The following is a 16,519-nucleotide window of genomic DNA, read 5'->3' as shown; positions in this document are numbered from 1 at the left end:
GCGGGGGGTCCGGGACGGACGCTCAAGGCCGGTAGGTGCAGCGGTCGCCGCTGCGCTCGCGCCAGACGCTGACTTCCACCGCCTGCGGCAGCTCGGCCTTCAGCGCATCGAAGATGAAGACGCAGAGCCGCTCCAGCGTCGGCAGACCCAGGCCGGGCACTTCGTCGAGCAGGTGGTGGTCCAGGCGCTCGCGCAGGCGGGCGACCGCGGCCCGCACGATGGCCAGGTCCACCAGCATGCCGCTCTCGGCATCCGGCGTGCCGGCCAGCACCACCTCGGCCTGGTAGGTGTGGCCGTGGATGCGGCGGCTGCCGGCCTCCTCGGCGGCATCGCCGACACGGCGCCGCAGGGTGTGGGCGGACTCGAAGTAGAAGGACTGGCTGAGTTCGAACATGGGGACGGGGCGGCCGGCAGGCGCCGGCGAGGCGCGGATTGTCCGGCAGGCGGCCGGCCGCTGCCGGCACCGGGCTGGCGGCGTCTCAGCGGATGCCCAGCACCTTGTGGGTCTGCACGCTGAGCGACCAGGCCGGATGCTCCAGGCACCAGCGCAGCGCCCAGTCCGCGGCGGCGCGGCGGGCGGCCGGGTCGGCGCTGTCCATGGGCTGCACGCGGCGGCTGGCGAAGGGCAGGGCCTCCAGCGCGGCCAGGTCCAGGCCGGGCTGGGGCACGACGACCTTCAGCTCGTCGCCGGCCTGCTGCAGCAGCGGGGCACCGGCCTTGGGGCTGACGCAGAGCCAGTCGATGCCGGGCGGCGCGGCGAGCGTGCCATTGGTCTCCACCGCGATCTCGAAGCCTTGGGCATGCAGGGCCTCGATCAGCGGTCCGTCCACCTGCAGCAGCGGCTCGCCACCGGTCAGCACGCAGAAACGGTGGCCGCCGGGCGCGGCCGGCCAGAAGCCGGCGACATGCGCGGCCAGCGCGGCCGCATCGGCGAACTTGCCGCCGCCCAGGCCATCGTGGCCGACGAAGTCGGTGTCGCAGAAGCGGCAGACGGCCTCGGCGCGGTCGGCCTCGCGGCCGCTCCAGAGGTTGCAGCCGGCGAAGCGGCAGAAGACAGCCGGCCGGCCCGCATGCGTGCCCTCGCCCTGCAGGGTGTAGAAAGTTTCCTTGACGGTGTAGGCCACGGGCCGGTCCTTCAGCAGGCTTGCGCGGGTTCAGCGACCGGCGCGAAAACCGGCAGCGTAGAGGGCCAGCGCGGCCGCGGCCACGCTGGCGGCATGGGCCGCCATGCTGCCGTCGCGGCCGAGCAGGACCAGGCCGAGCACGGTGGCCGCGGCGGCGGCGGCACCGCTCCAGGCGGCCAGGCGGCGCCAGGGCCGGTCGGCCAGCTCGCGGCGCCAGATCAGCTTGGCCGCCGCGGCAGTCAGCGCCCCCAGCAGCAGACCGGGCAACAGCAGGTTGAGGAGGTGGAGCAGGGCCAGGCCGGGGCTCATCGCGAAGGGGGCAGGGGCGGCAGGGGGGGGACGACAGGGGCGGGGCACGATGCCGGGGGGCGGCGGCCTGCGCGCGGCCCGGGGCGGTGGCACGGGTCGCTGCGCGGGGGGCGGATGCAGGGGCGCCCGCAGCATGCCCATCCGAGGCACGATCAAATTCTAGAATCCGCCCCGTGAGCGTCTTTGCCCTGGGCCTGAACCACACCACCGCGCCGGTCGACCTGCGCGGCCGTTTCGCGTTCACGCTCGATCAACTGGGCCCGACGCTGCAGGCCTTCCGCGAGCGTCTGGGCAGCGAAAAGCGCGATGCCCGCCCGGCCGAAGCCGCGCTGCTCTCGACCTGCAACCGCACCGAGCTGTACTGCTCAGCAGAGCCGGCGCTGGTCCGGCCGGCCCTGGACTGGCTCGCCAGCGTGGGCGGCATCCAGGGCGAGGCGCTGCGCCCGCACAGCTACCTGCTGCAGGGCGATGCGGCCGCACGGCATGCCTTCCGCGTGGCCAGCGGGCTCGATTCCATGGTGCTGGGCGAGCCGCAGATCCTCGGCCAGATGAAGCAGGCCGTGCGCGAAGCCGACAGCGCTGGCACGCTGGGCAGCACGCTGCACCAGCTCTTCCAGCGCAGCTTCGCGGTGGCCAAGGAGGTGCGCACGGCCACCGAGATCGGCGCGCACTCGATCAGCATGGCTGCCGCCGCGGTGCGCCTGGCGGCCCAGCTCTTCGAGGACCTGCAGCAGACGCGGGTGCTCTTCGTCGGGGCCGGCGAGATGATCGAGCTGGCCGCCACCCACTTCGCCGCGCGCCAGCCGGCGCGCCTGGCCATCGCCAACCGCACGCTGGAACGCGGCGAGAAGCTGGCGCTGCGCTTCGGCGCCGAGGCCCTGCGGCTGGCCGACCTGCCCGCCCGGCTGCACGAATTCGACATCGTCGTCTCCTGCACGGCCAGCAGCCTGCCGCTGATCGGCCTGGGCGCGGTCGAGCGGGCGCTGAAGCTGCGCCGCCACCGGCCGGTCTTCATGGTCGACCTGGCGGTGCCACGCGACATCGAGCCCGAGGTGGCGCGGCTGGACGACGTCTACCTCTACACCGTCGACGACCTCTCGGCCATCGTGCAGAGCGCCGGCGAGAAGCGCCAGGCCGCCGTGGCCCAGGCCGAGGCCATCATCGAGACCGGCGTGCAGAGCTTCGTGCACTGGCTGGACCAGCGCGCCACCGTGCCGCCGCTGATCCGCGCCCTGCATGCGCAGACCGATGTCTGGCGCGAGGCCGAGATCGCCCGTGCCCGCCGCCTGCTGGCCCGCGGCGAGCCGGTCGAGGCCGTGCTCGAGGCCCTGAGCCGCGGCCTCACGCAGAAGCTGCTGCACGGCACGATGGCCGAGCTGCATGGTGCCGACCCGGTGCAGCGGCAGGAGATGGTGGGCACCGTCTCGCGGCTCTTCCTGCGCGGCCCGCGCGGCAGCGAGCCGGCCGAGGGCGACGGGGCCTAGCGCCGCGTCGCGGCCGGCCCGGCGCGCGCGGGGATCCGCCCGGGCCCCGCCTGCACCGCCGGCCGCCGACCCGGGCCGCCCCGCCGCCCGGGTGCCGGCGGGGTGCCCCGCCCTCCCCCGCTGTGCCCCGCCCCTGGCCTCGCCCGGCCCTGTCCACCGCCCCGCAGGGCCTCCCGACGCCCCCGCCTCCTCCGTCGCCGGTTCCCATGAAACCCTCGCTGCGCCAGCACCTGCAGCGCCAGGCCGAACGCCTGGCCGACCTGGACCGCCTGCTCGCCGACCCCGCGCTGATGCGCGACGCCGCGGCCTTCCGCCGCCTGAGCCGCGAGCACACCGAGCTGCAGGGCCAGGTCGAGCGCGCCCAACGCCATGCCCGGCGCAGCGCCGACCGCGCCGCCGCCGAGGCCCTGCGCCGCGAGGCCGGCGAGGACGAGGCCATGCGCGCGATGGCCGAGGAGGAGATCGCGGCCGCCGAGGCCGAGCTGGCGCGCCTGGAAGCCGAGCTGGAGCGCCTGATGCTGCCGCGCGATCCGGACGATGCACGCGACGCCTACCTGGAGATCCGCGCCGGCACCGGCGGCGACGAATCGGCCCTGTTCGCCGGCGACCTGCTGCGCATGTACCTGCGCCATGCCGAGCGCCAGGGCTGGCAGGCCGAGATCCTGTCGGCCAGTGCCAGCGAGCTGGGCGGCTACAAGGAGGTCATCGTCCGCCTGGCGGGCGAAGGCGTCTACGGCCGGATGCGCTTCGAGTCCGGCGGCCACCGCGTGCAGCGCGTGCCGGCCACCGAATCGCAGGGCCGCATCCACACCAGCGCCTGCACGGTGGCGGTGCTGGCCGAGCCCGACGAGGCCGAGGCCCTCACCCTGAACCCGGCCGAGCTGCGCATCGACACCTTCCGCGCCAGCGGCGCCGGCGGCCAGCACATCAACAAGACCGACTCGGCCGTGCGCGTGACCCACCTGCCGACCGGCCTGGTCGCCGAATGCCAGGACGACCGCAGCCAGCACCGCAACAAGGCCCGGGCCCTGGCCGTGCTGGCTGCGCGGCTGCGCGACAAGGACAAGCTCGAACGCGAGGCGCGGGAGGCCGCCACCCGCCGCGCGCTCATCGGCAGCGGCGAGCGCAGCGACCGCATCCGCACCTACAACGTGCCGCAGGGCCGGCTCACGGATCACCGCATCCACCTCACGCTCTACCAGCTGGGCGCCATCCTCGATGGCGACCTGGCGCCGGTGAGCGACGCGCTGATCGCCGCGCGCGAAGCCGCCCAGCTCGCCGCACTGGCCGAGGCCGTGGCATGAGCCCGCCCACCGGGACCACCGTCGGCCAGGCCCTGGCCGCGGCCCGTGCGGCGGGCGTCGAGCGCCTGGACGCGCTGGCCCTGCTCGGCGCCCTCTTGCAGCGCCCGCGAAGCTGGCTGATGGCGCACGACGAGGCCCCGCTCGGCGCCGCTGCGCCGGCCTGGGCCGCGCAGCTCGCACGGCGCGCGGCCGGCGAGCCGCTGGCCTACCTGCTCGGCACGAAGGATTTCCATGGCCTCGAACTGGCCGTCGGCCCTGCCGTGCTGGTGCCGCGGCCCGACACCGAAACCCTGGTCGACTGGGCCTTGGACCTGGTGCCGCCCGGGGCCCCCTGGCGGGTGGCCGACCTCGGCACCGGCAGCGGCGCCATCGCCCTGGCCGTGGCCGTCGCCCGGCCGGCCGCCCGCCTGGTGGCGGTGGACGCCAGCGCCGCCGCCCTGGCCGTGGCCGCGGCCAACGCCCGCCACCTGGGCCTGGACCGGGATGCCGGGGGGCCGAGCGGCCCCGAAGCCGCCGCCCCCTCAGGGCCCACCCCGCCCCCCGCCCACCCGCGCTTCGAGGCCCGCCTCGGCAGCTGGTGGGCGCCACTGGCCGGCGAGCGCTTCGAGCTGGTGCTGAGCAACCCGCCCTACATCGCCGAGGGCGATCCCCACCTGGCCGCGCTGCGGCACGAGCCCGCGATGGCCCTGAGCTCCGGCCCCGACGGCCTGGACGCGATCCGGCAGATCACCGCCGGCGCCGCCGCCCACCTGCAGCCCGGCGGCTGGCTGCTCTTCGAACATGGCTGGGACCAGGCCGAGGCCGTGGCCGCGCTGCTTCGGACCGCCGGCTTCCAGCAGGTGCAGCACCGCCTCGACCTGGCCGGGCACCGGCGCTGCACGGGCGGCTGCCGGACCTGAGGACCGCCCGACACAGCCCGGGCGTTTTCCAGGCCCCGGCGTCGCAGGGCGAGACGTAGCATCGATGCCCAGGGGCCGCCTTCCGGACCCGGTGCACGCCAGGAGGTCACCATGCGTTCCTCTCGACCGCGGCTCCATCCCCCAGCCCTCGCGGTGGCTGCGGCCCTGGTGGCCGCACTGCCGGGCGGCCGCGTACAAGCCCAGCCGGACGGTGGTCTACGCTGGCCCGGTCCGGTCCCGGCACGGCTCGCCGAGGCCGGGGAAGAAGGCCCGCGCTGGTCCATCCGCCTTGGCCTGGCGGGCGCGGACACGCTGGAGCCCAGCCTGAGACGCGGGCGCGGCCTGGGACTGATGGCCGATCACGACCTGGATGGCCAGGCCGGGGGCCTGCGCCTGAGCGGCGGCCTGCTGCTGGGCGATGCCGAGGCGGCCTGGCGCGGCCTGCGCACCCCGGGCCCGGCGGGGGTGGGTCGGGCGACTGCGCGGTCCGCCTGGCCGGGCCCGGACCGCGAGGATCTGCCGTCGGCCGGAGCCGGCTACCTCGGCCTCGGCTACAGCCTGGCATCGCGCGCGGCCGGCTGGGGCTTCCAGGCCGACCTCGGCCTGATGACCCGCCCGCCGGGCCTGCGCCTGGGCGACGCCCCGCTGCGCTCGCCCAGCCCGGCCGAGCTGATCCGCGAGCTGCGCCTGAACCCGGTGCTGCAGCTCGGCGTGTCCTACGCCTTCTGAAGCCGGCGCGAGCAGGGCGCGGGGACGGGCGGCGATACTCGTGGCCTTGCGTTTTTTCTTGCAGCGGGAAGCCCCATGAGCGACGTTCTCCAGACCATCGACCAACTCGTCAAGTCGCACCGTGTCGTGCTGTTCATGAAGGGCAGCGCCCGGTTCCCGATGTGCGGCTTCTCCGGCCGCGCGGTGCAGGTGCTGAAGGCCTGCGGCGTGACCGACCTGCACACCGTCAACGTGCTGGAGGATGAATCCATCCGCCAGGGCATCAAGGACTACGCACAGTGGCCGACCATCCCCCAGCTCTACATCAAGGGCGAATTCGTCGGGGGCTCGGACATCATGATGGAGATGTACCAGGCTGGCGAGCTGCAGCAGCTGCTGGCGGCCTGATCCACCGGTCCGGCCGATGCGCCCTCGCCTCGTCGTCGGCCTGACCGGCGCCACCGGCGCGGTCTACGCCACCCGGCTGCTCGGCCGGGCGCGCGCACTGGGCGTCGAGACCCATCTGGTCGCCACGCCGGCCGGCGTGCTGAACGCGCACCACGAGCTGGGCCTGGACCGCAAGGGCCTGGAAGCCCTGGCCGACCAGGCGCATGCGCCCGGCGATGTCGGGGCCTGCATCGCCAGCGGCAGCTTCGCGACGGCGGCCATGGTCGTGGCGCCCTGCTCGATGAAGACGCTGGCGGCCATCGCCCACGGCCTGGGCGACAACCTGCTGACCCGCGCCGCCGACGTCACGCTCAAGGAGCGCCGCCGCCTGCTGCTGATGGTGCGCGAGACGCCCTTCAACCTGGCCCATCTGCGCAACATGACGGCTGTCACGGAGATGGGCGGCATCGTCTTCCCGCCGCTGCCGGCCTTCTACCTGAAGCCGGCCTCGATCGACGAACTGGTCGACGAAACGGTGGAACGGGTGCTGGCCCTGCTGCAACTGCAGGGCGCGAAGCCCCAGGCCTGGACCGGGCTCTGAGCCGGGCGTCGGCTCAGCCTGCCGGCGCGTCGGCCGGCAGGTCCCAGCGCTTGCGTGCGGCAAGCACCGCGTTCGGATAGGCCGCCTGGCCGCGGCTGCCGTTGTAGCGGCCCAGGGCCAGGAAGAGGTTGCCGCGCTCGGTGTCCAGGTAGTGGCGCAGGATCACGCAGCCGAAGCGCAGATTGGTCTGCAGGTGGAAGAGCCGGGCGGCATCGCCGTCGCCGATCAGGCGCACCCAGAAGGGCATGACCTGCATCAGGCCGCGTGCCCCGGCGCTGCTGATCGCGTACTTGCGGAAGCCGCTCTCGACCTCGATCAGGCCCAGCACCAGCGCAGGCTCGAGCCCGGCACGCGCGCTCTCGTACCAGAGGGTGTCGAGGAAAGCCTCGCGCAGCGCGGCCTCCGGCATGCGGCGCTGCAGGCGCGGGCCGACCCGCGCCCGCCAGCGCTGGTGGGCGCTGTGCGCCTGCGGGCTGTCGAAGGTCAGCCGCGGCGGGGCTGCGCGGTGGATGGCGGCGCTGAGCGCGGTGCGCACGGCATCGGCCAGCGGCTCCTCGACCTGGCGGCCAGCCCGGGCCGGCCGGGGGGCCAGCAGCGAGACGCCGAGCCAGACGGCGGCGCAGCGCAGCGAAGTGCCCAGGGCGCCCCGCCGGCCGGGGGCCGGAGGGTGCGCCCGCAGGCTCACGCGACGAGCCTTGCGCGGAGCTGCGCGGCCGCCTCGGCCACGGGGCAGCTCGTGGCCGCGGCCTCGCGGCGCCCCTGCAGCTCGACCTGGCCTTCCTTGAGGCCGCGGTCCGACAGCACGACGCGCTGCGGCACGCCGATCAGCTCCCAGTCGGCGAACATGGCGCCAGGGCGCTCGCCGCGGTCGTCGAGGATGGCATCGACACCGGCCGCCAGCAGCTCGGCATGCAGGGCGTCGGCCGCCGCCTTGACGGCTTCGGAGCGGTCGTAACCGATGGGGCAGACGGCCACCTGGAAGGGGGCGATGGAGGCCGGCCAGACGATGCCGCGGCCGTCGTGGTTCTGCTCGATCGCAGCACCGAGGATGCGGGTCACGCCGATGCCGTAGCAGCCCATCTCGAAGAGCCTGGGCTTGCCGGTCTCGTCGAGGAAGGTGGCGTTCATCGCCTTCGAGTACTTGGTGCCGAGGTAGAAGACATGCCCCACCTCGATGCCGCGCTGGATGGCCAGCACGCCCTTGCCGTCCGGCGAGGGGTCGCCGGCGACGACATTGCGCAGGTCGGCCACCGCATCGGGCTCGGGCAGGTCGCGGCCCCAGTTCACGCCGCGCAGATGGGCCTCGGGCACGTTGGCGCCGCAGACGAAATCGCTCATCCGCGCGACCGTGCGGTCGGCGACGACCTTCACGCCCTTCACGCCCACCGGGCCGAGGGAGCCCGGCTTGCTGCCGAAGGCGGCCTCGATCTCGGCGGCGGTGGCGAAGCGGAAGCCGGCCTTCAGACCACTGCCGTCGGGCAGCTCGACCTTGCCCGCCTTGACCTCGTTGAGTTCGTGGTCGCCGCGGACCAGCAGCAGCCAGAGCTGGGTCTTCACGGGGTGGCCGGTCTCGTCCAGCGTGTCGCTGGCCAGCACCAGGCTCTTGACCGTGCGCTCGATGGGCAGGCCGAGCAGCGCGGCCACGTCGGCGCAGCTGCTGGTCGAGGGCGTGGCGACCTGGGCCAGGGCCTCGGCGGGCGCGGCGCGCTCGGGGCCCAGGGGCAGGGCCTCGGCCAGCTCGATGTTGGCCGCATAGTCGCTGGTGGGGCAGTAGACGATCGCGTCCTCGCCGGTCTCGGCGATGACCTGGAACTCGTGCGAGCGGTCGCCCCCGATGGCGCCGGTGTCGGCCGCCACCGCGCGGTACTGCAGGCCCAGGCGGTCGAAGATCTTCAGGTAGGCCGCGAACATCTGCTCGTAGCTGCGGCCGGCGGCCTCGGCGTCGCGGTCGAAGGAGTAGGCGTCCTTCATCGTGAACTCGCGGCCGCGCATCACGCCGAAGCGCGGGCGGCGCTCGTCACGGAACTTGGTCTGGATGTGGAAGAAGTTCTTCGGCAGCTGCTTGTAACTGCGCAGCTCCTGGCGGGCGATGTCGGTCACCACCTCTTCGCTGGTCGGCTGGATGATGAAGTCGCGCTCGTGGCGATCCTTCACGCGCATCAGCTCGGGGCCCATCTTCTCGAAGCGGCCGGTCTCCTGCCACAGCTCGGCGGGCTGGACCACCGGCATCAGCAGCTCGACCGCGCCGGCTCGGACCATCTCCTCGCGGAGGATGGCCTCGACCTTGCGGATCACCCGCAGGCCCATGGGCATGTAATTGTAGATGCCGGCGCCCAGGCGCTTGATCATGCCGGCACGCATCATCAGCTGGTGGCTGACGACCTCGGCATCGGCCGGCGCTTCCTTGAGGGTCGCGATGAAGAACTGGCTGGCTTTCATGGGGGGCGGGTGCTGCTTGCCGCGGACCGGCGGGTGACCCTGCCCTGGGAGACCGACCCCGCCTTGCGCGGGGCCGGCAGGCCGTCGGCGATTGGCATCGCTCGGGCCCGCTGCAATAATGAAATCAATCCGTTATCGAGGTTTCATTATGCTCGACCGTGAAGGCTTCCGGCCCAACGTCGGCATCGTCCTGCTGAACCAGCGCAACCAGGTCTTCTGGGGGAAGCGGATCCGCACGCACTCCTGGCAATTTCCTCAAGGCGGCATCAAGCACGGCGAGACGCCTGAACAGGCCATGTTCCGCGAGCTGCACGAAGAGGTGGGCTTGCACCCCGAGCATGTCCGCATCGTCGGCCGCACGCGCGACTGGCTGCGCTACGAGGTGCCGGACCACTTCATCCGGCGCGATGCCCGCGGCCACTACAAGGGCCAGAAGCAGATCTGGTTCCTGCTGCAGCTGACCGGCCGCGACAGCGACATGAACCTGCGCGCGACCAGCCACCCCGAGTTCGACGCCTGGCGCTGGAACGACTACTGGGTGCCGCTGGAGGTCGTGATCGAGTTCAAGCGCGACGTCTACCAGCTGGCGCTGACCGAGCTGGCGCGCTACCTGCCGCGCCCGCAGGGCAGCGGCACGCGCTTCCTGCGCGGCGGCCTGCGCCAGCCGCGGCGGCTCGACGAGAACGGCGCCCTGCCCGCCGGCGAAGGCTACCTGGGCGAGCTGCCCCCGGATGCCGAGCCGCCCCCGATGGCCGGCCCTGGCACCCTCGGCAGCCGGCAGCACTGAAACCGGGCCGCTGAGGCTCGGGGCTCAGCGCCCCTGCAGCAGGGCCTCGGCAAACTCGCGGGCCTGGAAGCGTTCCAGGTCCTCCAGCTTCTCGCCCACGCCGATGAAGTAGACCGGCACCGGCCCGGCCGCCCGCTGCCGGGCCCACAGGGCGATGGCCGCCAGCACGCCGCCCTTGGCCGTGCCGTCGAGCTTGGTCACCACCAGGCCTGTCAGGCCCAGCGCGGCGTCGAAGGCCTGCACCTGGCTCAGCGCGTTCTGGCCGGTGTTGCCGTCGATCACCAGCAGCACCTCGTGCGGCGCGCCGTCCATGGCCTTGCCCAGGGTGCGCTGGATCTTCTTCAGCTCCTCCATCAGGTGCAGCTGGGTCGGCAGGCGGCCGGCGGTGTCGGCAATCACCGCCGCGCAGCCGCGGGCCTGGCCGGCCTTGACCGCATCGAAGCAGACCGCAGCCGGATCGCCGCTTTCCTGGCTGACGATCTCGACCAGCTTGTCGGTCTGCGGCGCGGCACCGGCCCGGTCGGCCCAGACGGCGAGCTGCTCGCGGGCCGCAGCGCGGAAGGTGTCGGCCGCGGCCAGCAGCACCTTGTGGCCGCCATCGGCCAGATGGCGGGTGAGCTTGCCGATGGTCGTCGTCTTGCCGGCGCCGTTCACGCCCGCCACCATCAGCACGGTGGGTTCGACGGCCCCCAGCTGCAGCGGACGCTCCAGCGGCTGCAGCAGCTCGGTGATGGCCTCGATCAGCAGGCCCTTCACGGCCGCCGGGTCGGTGGCCTTGGCCGCCTTCACGCGGCGGCGCAGGTCCTCCAGCAAATGGCGCGTGGCCCCGACGCCGGCATCGGCCATCAGCAGCGCCGCCTCCAGCTCCTCGTAGAGCGTCTCGTCGATCTGCGTGCCGGTGAAGACCTGGGCGATGGAGCTGCCGGTCTTCTTCAGGCCGGCGCTGAGCCGGGCGAGCCAGGAGGCACGCGGCGCGGGTGCGGCGACAGGCGCAGGCACGGGCGCCGGCGAGGGAGGCGCCGCGACGGCCGGGGGCGACAGCGGGGGCGGGCTCGCGGCAGCCGGGGGATCGGCCGGCACCGGCGTCTTCTTGCGAAAGAAACTGAACATCCGCTGAGGATACCCGCCGCCCTGACCTGGACCGGACGGGTCGGCCCGCGGCGTCCGCCTTCCTAGAATCGCCGCCGTGAAGGCCCGCCCCCCTGCCCCCTCCCGCCCCGCGGCGCCCGCCGCGCGCCGCGGCCCGGGCGAGCTGCGCCTGATCGGCGGCCGCTGGAAGCGCCGCAAGCTGCCGGTGCCCGATGCGCCCGGCCTGCGGCCGACCCCCGACCGCGTGCGCGAAACCCTCTTCAACTGGCTGGGCCAGACCCTGGACGGCTGGCGTGTGCTCGACGCCTTCGCCGGCAGTGGTGCACTCGGTTTCGAGGCCGCCTCGCGCGGCGCCGCCGAGGTGCGGCTGCTGGAACAGGACCCGCGCCTCGTGCGCGGCCTGCAGGCCAGCGCCCGCCTGCTCGACCCCAGCCCCGGCAACCCGCTGCGCATCGAGGCGGCCGACGCCTGCGCGTGGATGCGCACGGCCGCGCCGGCCAGCCGCGAACTCGTGCTGCTCGACCCTCCCTTCCACCAGGGCCTGGACCGCGCCGCCCTGGCGCTGGCGCGGCCGCTGCTGGCGCCGCAGGGCTGGATCTATCTGGAATCGGAGCGCGCCTGGCCCGACGCCGAGCTGGCCGCGCTCGGCCTGCGCCTGCACCGTCAGCTGCGGGCCGGGGCCGTCCATGCCCATCTGCTACAGGCCGTGGAGCCCGGGGGCCCGGGCCCTACACTGCCCGCATGACCTTCGCAGCGGTCACGCCATGACCTCCAGCACCCGCCTGACGGCCATCTACCCCGGCACCTTCGACCCCATCACCCTCGGCCACGAGGACCTGATGCGGCGCGGCAGCCGGCTGTTCGAACGCCTGATCCTGGCCGTGGCCGCCGGCCACCACAAGCGCACGATGTTCTCGATCGCCGAGCGCCTGGAGATGGCGCGCGAGGTCGCGTCCACCCTGCCGAATGTCGAGGTCATCGCCTTCCGCGGCCTGCTGCGCGACTTCGTGGTCGAGCATGGCGGCAAGGTCGTGCTGCGCGGCCTGCGCGCGGTCAGCGACTTCGAGTACGAGTTCCAGATGGCCGGCATGAACCGCCAGCTGATGCCCGAGGTCGAGACCCTGTTCCTCACGCCCAGCGACCAGTACCAGTTCATCAGCGGCACCTTCGTCCGCGAGATTGCGCTGCTCGGCGGCGACGTCTCCAAGTTCGTCGCCCCCAGCGTGCTGGCCCGGCTGCACGAGAAGGTCGGCGACAAGCCGGCCCAAGCCTGAGGAGCCCGACCATGGCGCTGAGGATCACGGACACGCGCCGCGGATCCAGGCCCGGCATGCCGGGCCCCGCGGCGCGCGCCCTCGGCCTGCAGGCCGAGGGCGGGCTCGTCCGTCCCCGCAGGAGCTCGACATGGCTTTGATGATCACGGACGAGTGCATCAACTGCGACGTCTGCGAGCCCGAGTGCCCGAACCAGGCGATCTCCATGGGCCCCGAGGTCTATGTGATCGACCCGAAGCGCTGCACCGAATGCGTCGGCCACTTCGACGAGCCGCAGTGCGTGGCCCTGTGCCCGGTGGCCTGCATTCCGGTGAACCCGGCCCATGTCGAGAGCCGGGAGCAGCTCTGGCACAAGTTCCGCGTGCTGTGCGCACCGGCCGAGACCGAGCAGCCCGTCACACCCGGGCCCGCCCCCAGCGCGAACTGAGCCGCCACGGCGCCGGAACAACGCCCGCGCCCGCCTGCTGTTCCGGCGATGCGCGGCGCGCCAGGACGCGCATCCTTGATGTCCGGGCAGGAGGGCCACGCAGGGGCGTGCGCCGCGCCCGGGTGTTGGCGGAGCTCCGATGCAATTCCTGCAGAACCTGAAGATCGGGCAGAAGTTTCTGCTGCTCGGCATCCTGGCCCTGGTCATGGCCGGCATCCCGACGGTGGCCGGCCTGCGCCAGGCCCTGGCCCTGCGTGATGCGGCCCAGGCCGAGGCGGACGGACTGGCCCCGGCACGTGCGGCGCTGGCGGTGATCCGCCTGGCCCAGCAGCACCGGGGCCTGACGCAGGCCGCACTGAGCGGCGAAGGCGACTTCGAACGCCGCCGCAGCGTGGTGAACACCGAACTGCTGCAGGCCCTGGCCACCTGGCAGGACCGCCTGGCGATCTACCCCGCGCGGGCCGAGGCCCTGCAGGCCCAGCGGCGCGCGTGGCAGGCCCTGAGCGCGGAGGTGGCCGCGCGGCGCCTGAGCCCGGCGGACAGCTTCCCGCGCCACACCGCGCTGATTGCCGACGCCCTGCAGCTGCTGGACGGCGTGGTCGACGACTCGACCATGGCACTCGACCCGGAAGCCGCCAGCTACTACATGATCCTGGGCGGCCTCGGTCACCTGCCCCAGCTCAGCGAAGCGCTGGGCCAGGTGCGCGCCCAGGGCACCGCTGCGCTGCTGCGCGGCAAGCTCGAACCCGAGGTCCGCAGCCGCCTGCTGGTGGCCGAAGGCCTGCTGCGCAGCCGGGCCCACGATGCCGACATCGCGCTCGACAAGGCCGCCCGGGCCGACACCGCCGTCGGCGAGGCCCTCAAGCCGGCCCGCGAGGCGGCGGCGGCCCGCCTCAGCGCCACCCTGGGCCTGCTCGACCGCACGCTGGCCCAGAGCGATGCGCCGCAGCTCGACCCCGACAGCTTCTTCCAGCGCAGCACCCAGGCCATCGACAGCCAGTTCGCGCTGATCGACACCACGCTGGCCACGCTGGACGACATCCTGCGCCAGCGGGTCGACAGCGCCAACCGCGGCGTGTGGACCGTGCTCGGCCTGGCCGGCGCCATGCTGCTGCTCGGCAGCCTGCTCGTCTGGACGGTGACGCGGCAGACGGCCTCCGCAGTGCAGCGCACGCTTGATGCCGCCGCGGCCATGGCGCGCGGCGACCTCAGCCGCCGCATCGGCCTGAGCAGCCGCGACGAACTGGGCCAGATCGCCCGGGCTCTCGATGCCGTGATGGACCATGTCGGCGCGGTGATCGCCGAAGTGCGCCAGGGCGTCGACGCGGTGCAGACCGCCTCGACCCAGATCGCTGCGGGCAACCAGGACCTCTCGGCCCGCACCGAGCAGCAGGCCAGCAGCCTGCAGGAAACCGCGGCCTCGATGGAGCAGATGAACGGCAGCGTGCGCTCGCATGCCGACCATGCCCGCCATGCCCGCGAGCTGGCCAGCACCGCCTCCGGCGTGGCCCGCGAGGGCGGCGCCGTCGTGCAGCAGGTGGTTCAGACGATGGAAGACATCCGCGGCAGCAGCAGCCGCATCGGCGAGATCACCGGCGTCATCGATGGCCTGGCCTTCCAGACCAACATCCTCGCGCTCAACGCCGCGGTGGAAGCCGCGCGGGCCGGCGAGCAGGGCCGGGGCTTCGCGGTGGTGGCCGGCGAAGTCCGCACCCTGGCCCAGCGCAGCGCGCAGGCCGCACGCGAGATCCGCGGCCTGATCGCCGACGCCACCGGCAAGGTCGCCTCCGGCAGCGAGCTGGTCGGCCAGGCCGGGGCCACCATGGCCTCGGTGGTCGCCCAGGTGCAGCAGGTCGCCGACCTGATGCACGAGATGAGCACCGCCAACGAGGAGCAGAGCCGCGGCATCGAGCAGGTCAACACCGCCGTGGCCCTGCTCGACCAGTCGACCCAGCAGAACGCCGCCCTCGTCGAAGAAAGCGCCGCGGCGGCGGAAAGCCTGCGCCAGCAGGCCGTGCGCCTGTCGGAGGCCGCCGCGCGCTTCGTGCTGGCACCGGGATGGGCCGGCGCCCGCAGCTGAGGCCGCTCCCCGCAACGCCCCGGCAGGCGGCCGCGGCGCGGCCCCCTGCCTCCCGGCTCACAGCGTGAAGCCGTAGTCCACCGTCAGCGGCGCATGGTCGGAGAAGCGCTGGGCCTTGTAGACGCTGACGGCCTGCGCGGTGGCCGCCACCCGCGGGGTGGCGAGCTGGTAGTCGATGCGCCAGCCCACGTTCTTGGCCCAGGCCTGGCCGCGGTTGCTCCACCAGGTGTAGGCCTCGCCGCCATCCTCGGGCCGCAGCATGCGGTGCACGTCGACCAGGCCGCCGCCGCCTTCGGTCGCGGGGCGCAGCAGGGCATCCATCCAGGCACGTTCCTCGGGCAGGAAGCCGCTGTTCTTCAGGTTGCCCTTCCAGTTCTTCAGGTCAATCTCGCGGTGGGCGATGTTCACATCGCCGACCAGGATGAACTCGCGCTCGGCAGCCAGCGCGCGCAGCAGCGGCGCCATGCGGTCGAGGAAGCGGAACTTGGCCTGCTGGCGTTCCTCGCTGCTGGATCCGCTGGGGAAGTAGCAGCTGATGATGCTGAGCTTGCCGAAACCATGGGCCTGGCCCGCGCCGTCGAAGCGCAGCTCGACCCAGCGGCCCTCGGCATCGAATTCGCCCGAGGGGTCGGCGGCCCCCAGGCCGATGCGCACCTCGCTGGGCGCGACGCGGCTGTAGAGGCCGACGCCCGAATAGCCCTTCTTTTCGGCGCAGTGGAAGTGGCCCTGCAGGCCGGCCACGGTCTCGAAGCGGCCGGCGAGGTCGGGCGCCTGGGCCTTGAGCTCCTGCACGCCCATCAGATCGGGCGCGGTGGCCGCGGCCCAATCCATCCAGCCCTTGGAGGCGGCCGAACGCACGCCATTAAGATTCAAAGAAACCAGCCGCACGCCGAGCCCCCATGTCCGATGCATCCCTTCCCCAGACCTCGACCGGCGACACGCTGGCCCAGGATTTCGTGGCCTTCGCCGTCGAGGCCGGCGTGCTTCGCTTCGGGGAGTTCAAGACCAAGGCCGGCCGCCTGAGCCCCTACTTCTTCAACGCCGGCCTGTTCGACGACGGCCTCAAGCTGGGGCGGCTCGCTTCATTCTATGCACGGCGTCTGGCGGCCTCGGGCCTGGGCTTCGACATGATCTTCGGCCCGGCCTACAAGGGCATCACCCTGGCCGCGGCGGTGTCGATCGAGCTGGCGCGCCTGGGTCACAACAAGCCCTTTGCCTACAACCGCAAGGAAGCCAAGGACCATGGCGAGGGCGGCACCCTGGTGGGTGCGCCGATGCAGGGTCGGGTGCTGATCATCGACGACGTGATCTCGGCCGGCACCTCGGTGCGCGAGTCGATCGCGATGATCACGGCCGCGGGCGCGACGCCGGTCGGCGTGGCGATCGCGCTGGACCGCCAGGAGCGCGGCACGGCCCCGGCCGCCGATGGCAGCGTGCAGGACACCTCGCACTCGGCCGTGCAGGAGGTGCAGGCCCGCCATGGCCTGGTGGTGCAGCCGATCGCGACCCTGGCCGACCTGCTCGACTACCTGCAGGCCAGTGCCGACCCGGCCCTGGCCGAGCACCGCCCGCGGGTGCTGGCCTACCGCGAGCGCTACGGCGTCTGA

The 16,519-nt window shown here is 73.4% G+C and carries 19 protein-coding genes; 12 read left to right on the top strand and 7 right to left on the bottom strand.

The window, feature by feature from the left end:
- Window positions 1-22 precede the first annotated feature (22 nt).
- The 3 genes from H4F90_RS09170 to H4F90_RS09160 all read right to left on the bottom strand — a co-directional run bounded on the left by H4F90_RS09170 (window position 23) and on the right by H4F90_RS09160 (window position 1,433).
- Window positions 23-394, bottom strand: coding sequence for a 6-pyruvoyl trahydropterin synthase family protein (locus tag H4F90_RS09170; RefSeq protein WP_182663768.1), 372 nt, complete (start codon window positions 392-394; stop codon window positions 23-25).
- 85 nt (window positions 395-479) lie between these two features.
- The gene (gene queE / locus H4F90_RS09165) at window positions 480-1,124 is read right to left on the bottom strand and encodes a 7-carboxy-7-deazaguanine synthase (RefSeq protein ID WP_182663766.1); all 645 of its coding nucleotides are present in this window, start codon (window positions 1,122-1,124) and stop codon (window positions 480-482) included.
- A gap of 30 nt (window positions 1,125-1,154) precedes the next feature.
- Window positions 1,155-1,433 carry a hypothetical protein gene (locus H4F90_RS09160; RefSeq protein ID WP_182663764.1) on the bottom strand — a complete coding sequence of 93 codons (279 nt, stop codon included), beginning with the start codon at window positions 1,431-1,433 and terminating at the stop codon, window positions 1,155-1,157.
- A gap of 173 nt (window positions 1,434-1,606) precedes the next feature.
- Between H4F90_RS09160 and hemA the strand changes: the two genes are divergently transcribed.
- The 6 genes from hemA to H4F90_RS09130 all read left to right on the top strand — a co-directional run bounded on the left by hemA (window position 1,607) and on the right by H4F90_RS09130 (window position 6,816).
- A complete protein-coding gene (hemA, locus tag H4F90_RS09155; protein ID WP_182663762.1) occupies window positions 1,607-2,917 on the top strand; it encodes a glutamyl-tRNA reductase in 1,311 nt (436 codons plus the stop codon).
- Window positions 2,918-3,123: 206 nt separating this feature from the next.
- A complete protein-coding gene (gene prfA, locus H4F90_RS09150; protein WP_182663760.1) occupies window positions 3,124-4,221 on the top strand; it encodes a peptide chain release factor 1 in 1,098 nt (365 codons plus the stop codon).
- The gene (locus H4F90_RS09145; protein WP_182663758.1) at window positions 4,218-5,120 is read left to right on the top strand and encodes a HemK/PrmC family methyltransferase; all 903 of its coding nucleotides are present in this window, start codon (window positions 4,218-4,220) and stop codon (window positions 5,118-5,120) included. The genes prfA and H4F90_RS09145 overlap by 4 nt, the downstream gene beginning before the upstream one ends.
- Before the next feature lie 111 nt (window positions 5,121-5,231).
- Window positions 5,232-5,849 carry a hypothetical protein gene (locus tag H4F90_RS09140; RefSeq protein ID WP_182663756.1) on the top strand — a complete coding sequence of 206 codons (618 nt, stop codon included), beginning with the start codon at window positions 5,232-5,234 and terminating at the stop codon, window positions 5,847-5,849.
- A gap of 75 nt (window positions 5,850-5,924) precedes the next feature.
- Window positions 5,925-6,236, top strand: a complete 312-nt coding sequence (gene grxD, locus H4F90_RS09135) for a Grx4 family monothiol glutaredoxin (protein WP_182663754.1) — start codon at window positions 5,925-5,927, stop codon at window positions 6,234-6,236.
- Between the two features lie 16 nt (window positions 6,237-6,252).
- Complete coding sequence (locus H4F90_RS09130; RefSeq protein ID WP_182663752.1) at window positions 6,253-6,816, top strand: UbiX family flavin prenyltransferase; 564 nt, start codon at window positions 6,253-6,255, stop codon at window positions 6,814-6,816.
- Window positions 6,817-6,829: 13 nt separating this feature from the next.
- Here the strand turns inward: H4F90_RS09130 and H4F90_RS09125 are convergent, their stop codons facing one another.
- Entirely contained in the window at window positions 6,830-7,444 is a 615-nt protein-coding gene (locus tag H4F90_RS09125; RefSeq protein ID WP_235972133.1) for a transglycosylase SLT domain-containing protein, read from the bottom strand.
- A 53-nt stretch (window positions 7,445-7,497) separates the two neighbouring features.
- A complete protein-coding gene (locus H4F90_RS09120) occupies window positions 7,498-9,255 on the bottom strand; it encodes a proline--tRNA ligase (protein WP_182663749.1) in 1,758 nt (585 codons plus the stop codon).
- 148 nt (window positions 9,256-9,403) lie between these two features.
- Here H4F90_RS09120 and H4F90_RS09115 point away from each other — a divergent pair, with 148 nt between their 5' ends.
- Complete coding sequence (locus H4F90_RS09115) at window positions 9,404-10,042, top strand: RNA pyrophosphohydrolase (protein WP_182663747.1); 639 nt, start codon at window positions 9,404-9,406, stop codon at window positions 10,040-10,042.
- Between the two features lie 24 nt (window positions 10,043-10,066).
- Here H4F90_RS09115 and ftsY read toward each other — a convergent pair whose 3' ends face one another.
- Window positions 10,067-11,152, bottom strand: coding sequence for a signal recognition particle-docking protein FtsY (gene ftsY / locus H4F90_RS09110; protein WP_182663745.1), 1,086 nt, complete (start codon window positions 11,150-11,152; stop codon window positions 10,067-10,069).
- A 67-nt stretch (window positions 11,153-11,219) separates the two neighbouring features.
- Between ftsY and rsmD the strand changes: the two genes are divergently transcribed.
- The 4 genes from rsmD (at window position 11,220) to H4F90_RS09090 (ending at window position 14,912) form a co-directional block, all read left to right on the top strand.
- Window positions 11,220-11,876 (top strand): 16S rRNA (guanine(966)-N(2))-methyltransferase RsmD, encoded by a 657-nt coding sequence (rsmD, locus tag H4F90_RS09105; protein ID WP_407926177.1) that lies wholly within the window; start codon window positions 11,220-11,222, stop codon window positions 11,874-11,876.
- 19 nt (window positions 11,877-11,895) lie between these two features.
- Complete coding sequence (gene coaD, locus H4F90_RS09100; protein ID WP_182663743.1) at window positions 11,896-12,405, top strand: pantetheine-phosphate adenylyltransferase; 510 nt, start codon at window positions 11,896-11,898, stop codon at window positions 12,403-12,405.
- A gap of 130 nt (window positions 12,406-12,535) precedes the next feature.
- Complete coding sequence (locus H4F90_RS09095; protein WP_182663741.1) at window positions 12,536-12,832, top strand: YfhL family 4Fe-4S dicluster ferredoxin; 297 nt, start codon at window positions 12,536-12,538, stop codon at window positions 12,830-12,832.
- Window positions 12,833-12,971: 139 nt separating this feature from the next.
- Window positions 12,972-14,912, top strand: a complete 1,941-nt coding sequence (locus tag H4F90_RS09090) for a methyl-accepting chemotaxis protein (protein WP_182663739.1) — start codon at window positions 12,972-12,974, stop codon at window positions 14,910-14,912.
- Window positions 14,913-14,969: 57 nt separating this feature from the next.
- Here H4F90_RS09090 and H4F90_RS09085 read toward each other — a convergent pair whose 3' ends face one another.
- Window positions 14,970-15,824, bottom strand: a complete 855-nt coding sequence (locus H4F90_RS09085; RefSeq protein ID WP_182663738.1) for an exodeoxyribonuclease III — start codon at window positions 15,822-15,824, stop codon at window positions 14,970-14,972.
- On the opposite strand from H4F90_RS09085, the gene pyrE reads away from it, so the two are divergent.
- Complete coding sequence (gene pyrE, locus H4F90_RS09080) at window positions 15,812-16,519, top strand: orotate phosphoribosyltransferase (RefSeq protein ID WP_182663736.1); 708 nt, start codon at window positions 15,812-15,814, stop codon at window positions 16,517-16,519. The genes H4F90_RS09085 and pyrE overlap by 13 nt on opposite strands.

The sequence above is a fragment of the Aquariibacter albus genome, assembly GCF_014145335.1.
GTDB classification, from domain to species: Bacteria; Pseudomonadota; Gammaproteobacteria; order Burkholderiales; family Burkholderiaceae_C; genus Aquariibacter; species Aquariibacter albus.
Note: the sequence above shows the minus strand (reverse complement) of the source record. Positions and strands in the feature narration are given on the sequence as shown.

Coding starts and splice junctions, on each gene's coding strand:
- coaD (WP_182663743.1), top strand. CDS start 11,896: ATGACCTCCAGCACCCGCCTGACGGCCATCTACCCCGGCACCTTCGAC.
- H4F90_RS09130 (WP_182663752.1), top strand. CDS start 6,253: ATGCGCCCTCGCCTCGTCGTCGGCCTGACCGGCGCCACCGGCGCGGTC.
- grxD (WP_182663754.1), top strand. CDS start 5,925: ATGAGCGACGTTCTCCAGACCATCGACCAACTCGTCAAGTCGCACCGT.
- H4F90_RS09140 (WP_182663756.1), top strand. CDS start 5,232: ATGCGTTCCTCTCGACCGCGGCTCCATCCCCCAGCCCTCGCGGTGGCT.
- prfA (WP_182663760.1), top strand. CDS start 3,124: ATGAAACCCTCGCTGCGCCAGCACCTGCAGCGCCAGGCCGAACGCCTG.
- H4F90_RS09160 (WP_182663764.1), bottom strand. CDS start 1,433: ATGAGCCCCGGCCTGGCCCTGCTCCACCTCCTCAACCTGCTGTTGCCC.
- H4F90_RS09090 (WP_182663739.1), top strand. CDS start 12,972: ATGCAATTCCTGCAGAACCTGAAGATCGGGCAGAAGTTTCTGCTGCTC.
- H4F90_RS09170 (WP_182663768.1), bottom strand. CDS start 394: ATGTTCGAACTCAGCCAGTCCTTCTACTTCGAGTCCGCCCACACCCTG.
- H4F90_RS09085 (WP_182663738.1), bottom strand. CDS start 15,824: ATGCATCGGACATGGGGGCTCGGCGTGCGGCTGGTTTCTTTGAATCTT.
- H4F90_RS09095 (WP_182663741.1), top strand. CDS start 12,536: ATGGCTTTGATGATCACGGACGAGTGCATCAACTGCGACGTCTGCGAG.
- ftsY (WP_182663745.1), bottom strand. CDS start 11,152: ATGTTCAGTTTCTTTCGCAAGAAGACGCCGGTGCCGGCCGATCCCCCG.
- H4F90_RS09120 (WP_182663749.1), bottom strand. CDS start 9,255: ATGAAAGCCAGCCAGTTCTTCATCGCGACCCTCAAGGAAGCGCCGGCC.
- pyrE (WP_182663736.1), top strand. CDS start 15,812: ATGTCCGATGCATCCCTTCCCCAGACCTCGACCGGCGACACGCTGGCC.
- H4F90_RS09145 (WP_182663758.1), top strand. CDS start 4,218: ATGAGCCCGCCCACCGGGACCACCGTCGGCCAGGCCCTGGCCGCGGCC.
- H4F90_RS09115 (WP_182663747.1), top strand. CDS start 9,404: ATGCTCGACCGTGAAGGCTTCCGGCCCAACGTCGGCATCGTCCTGCTG.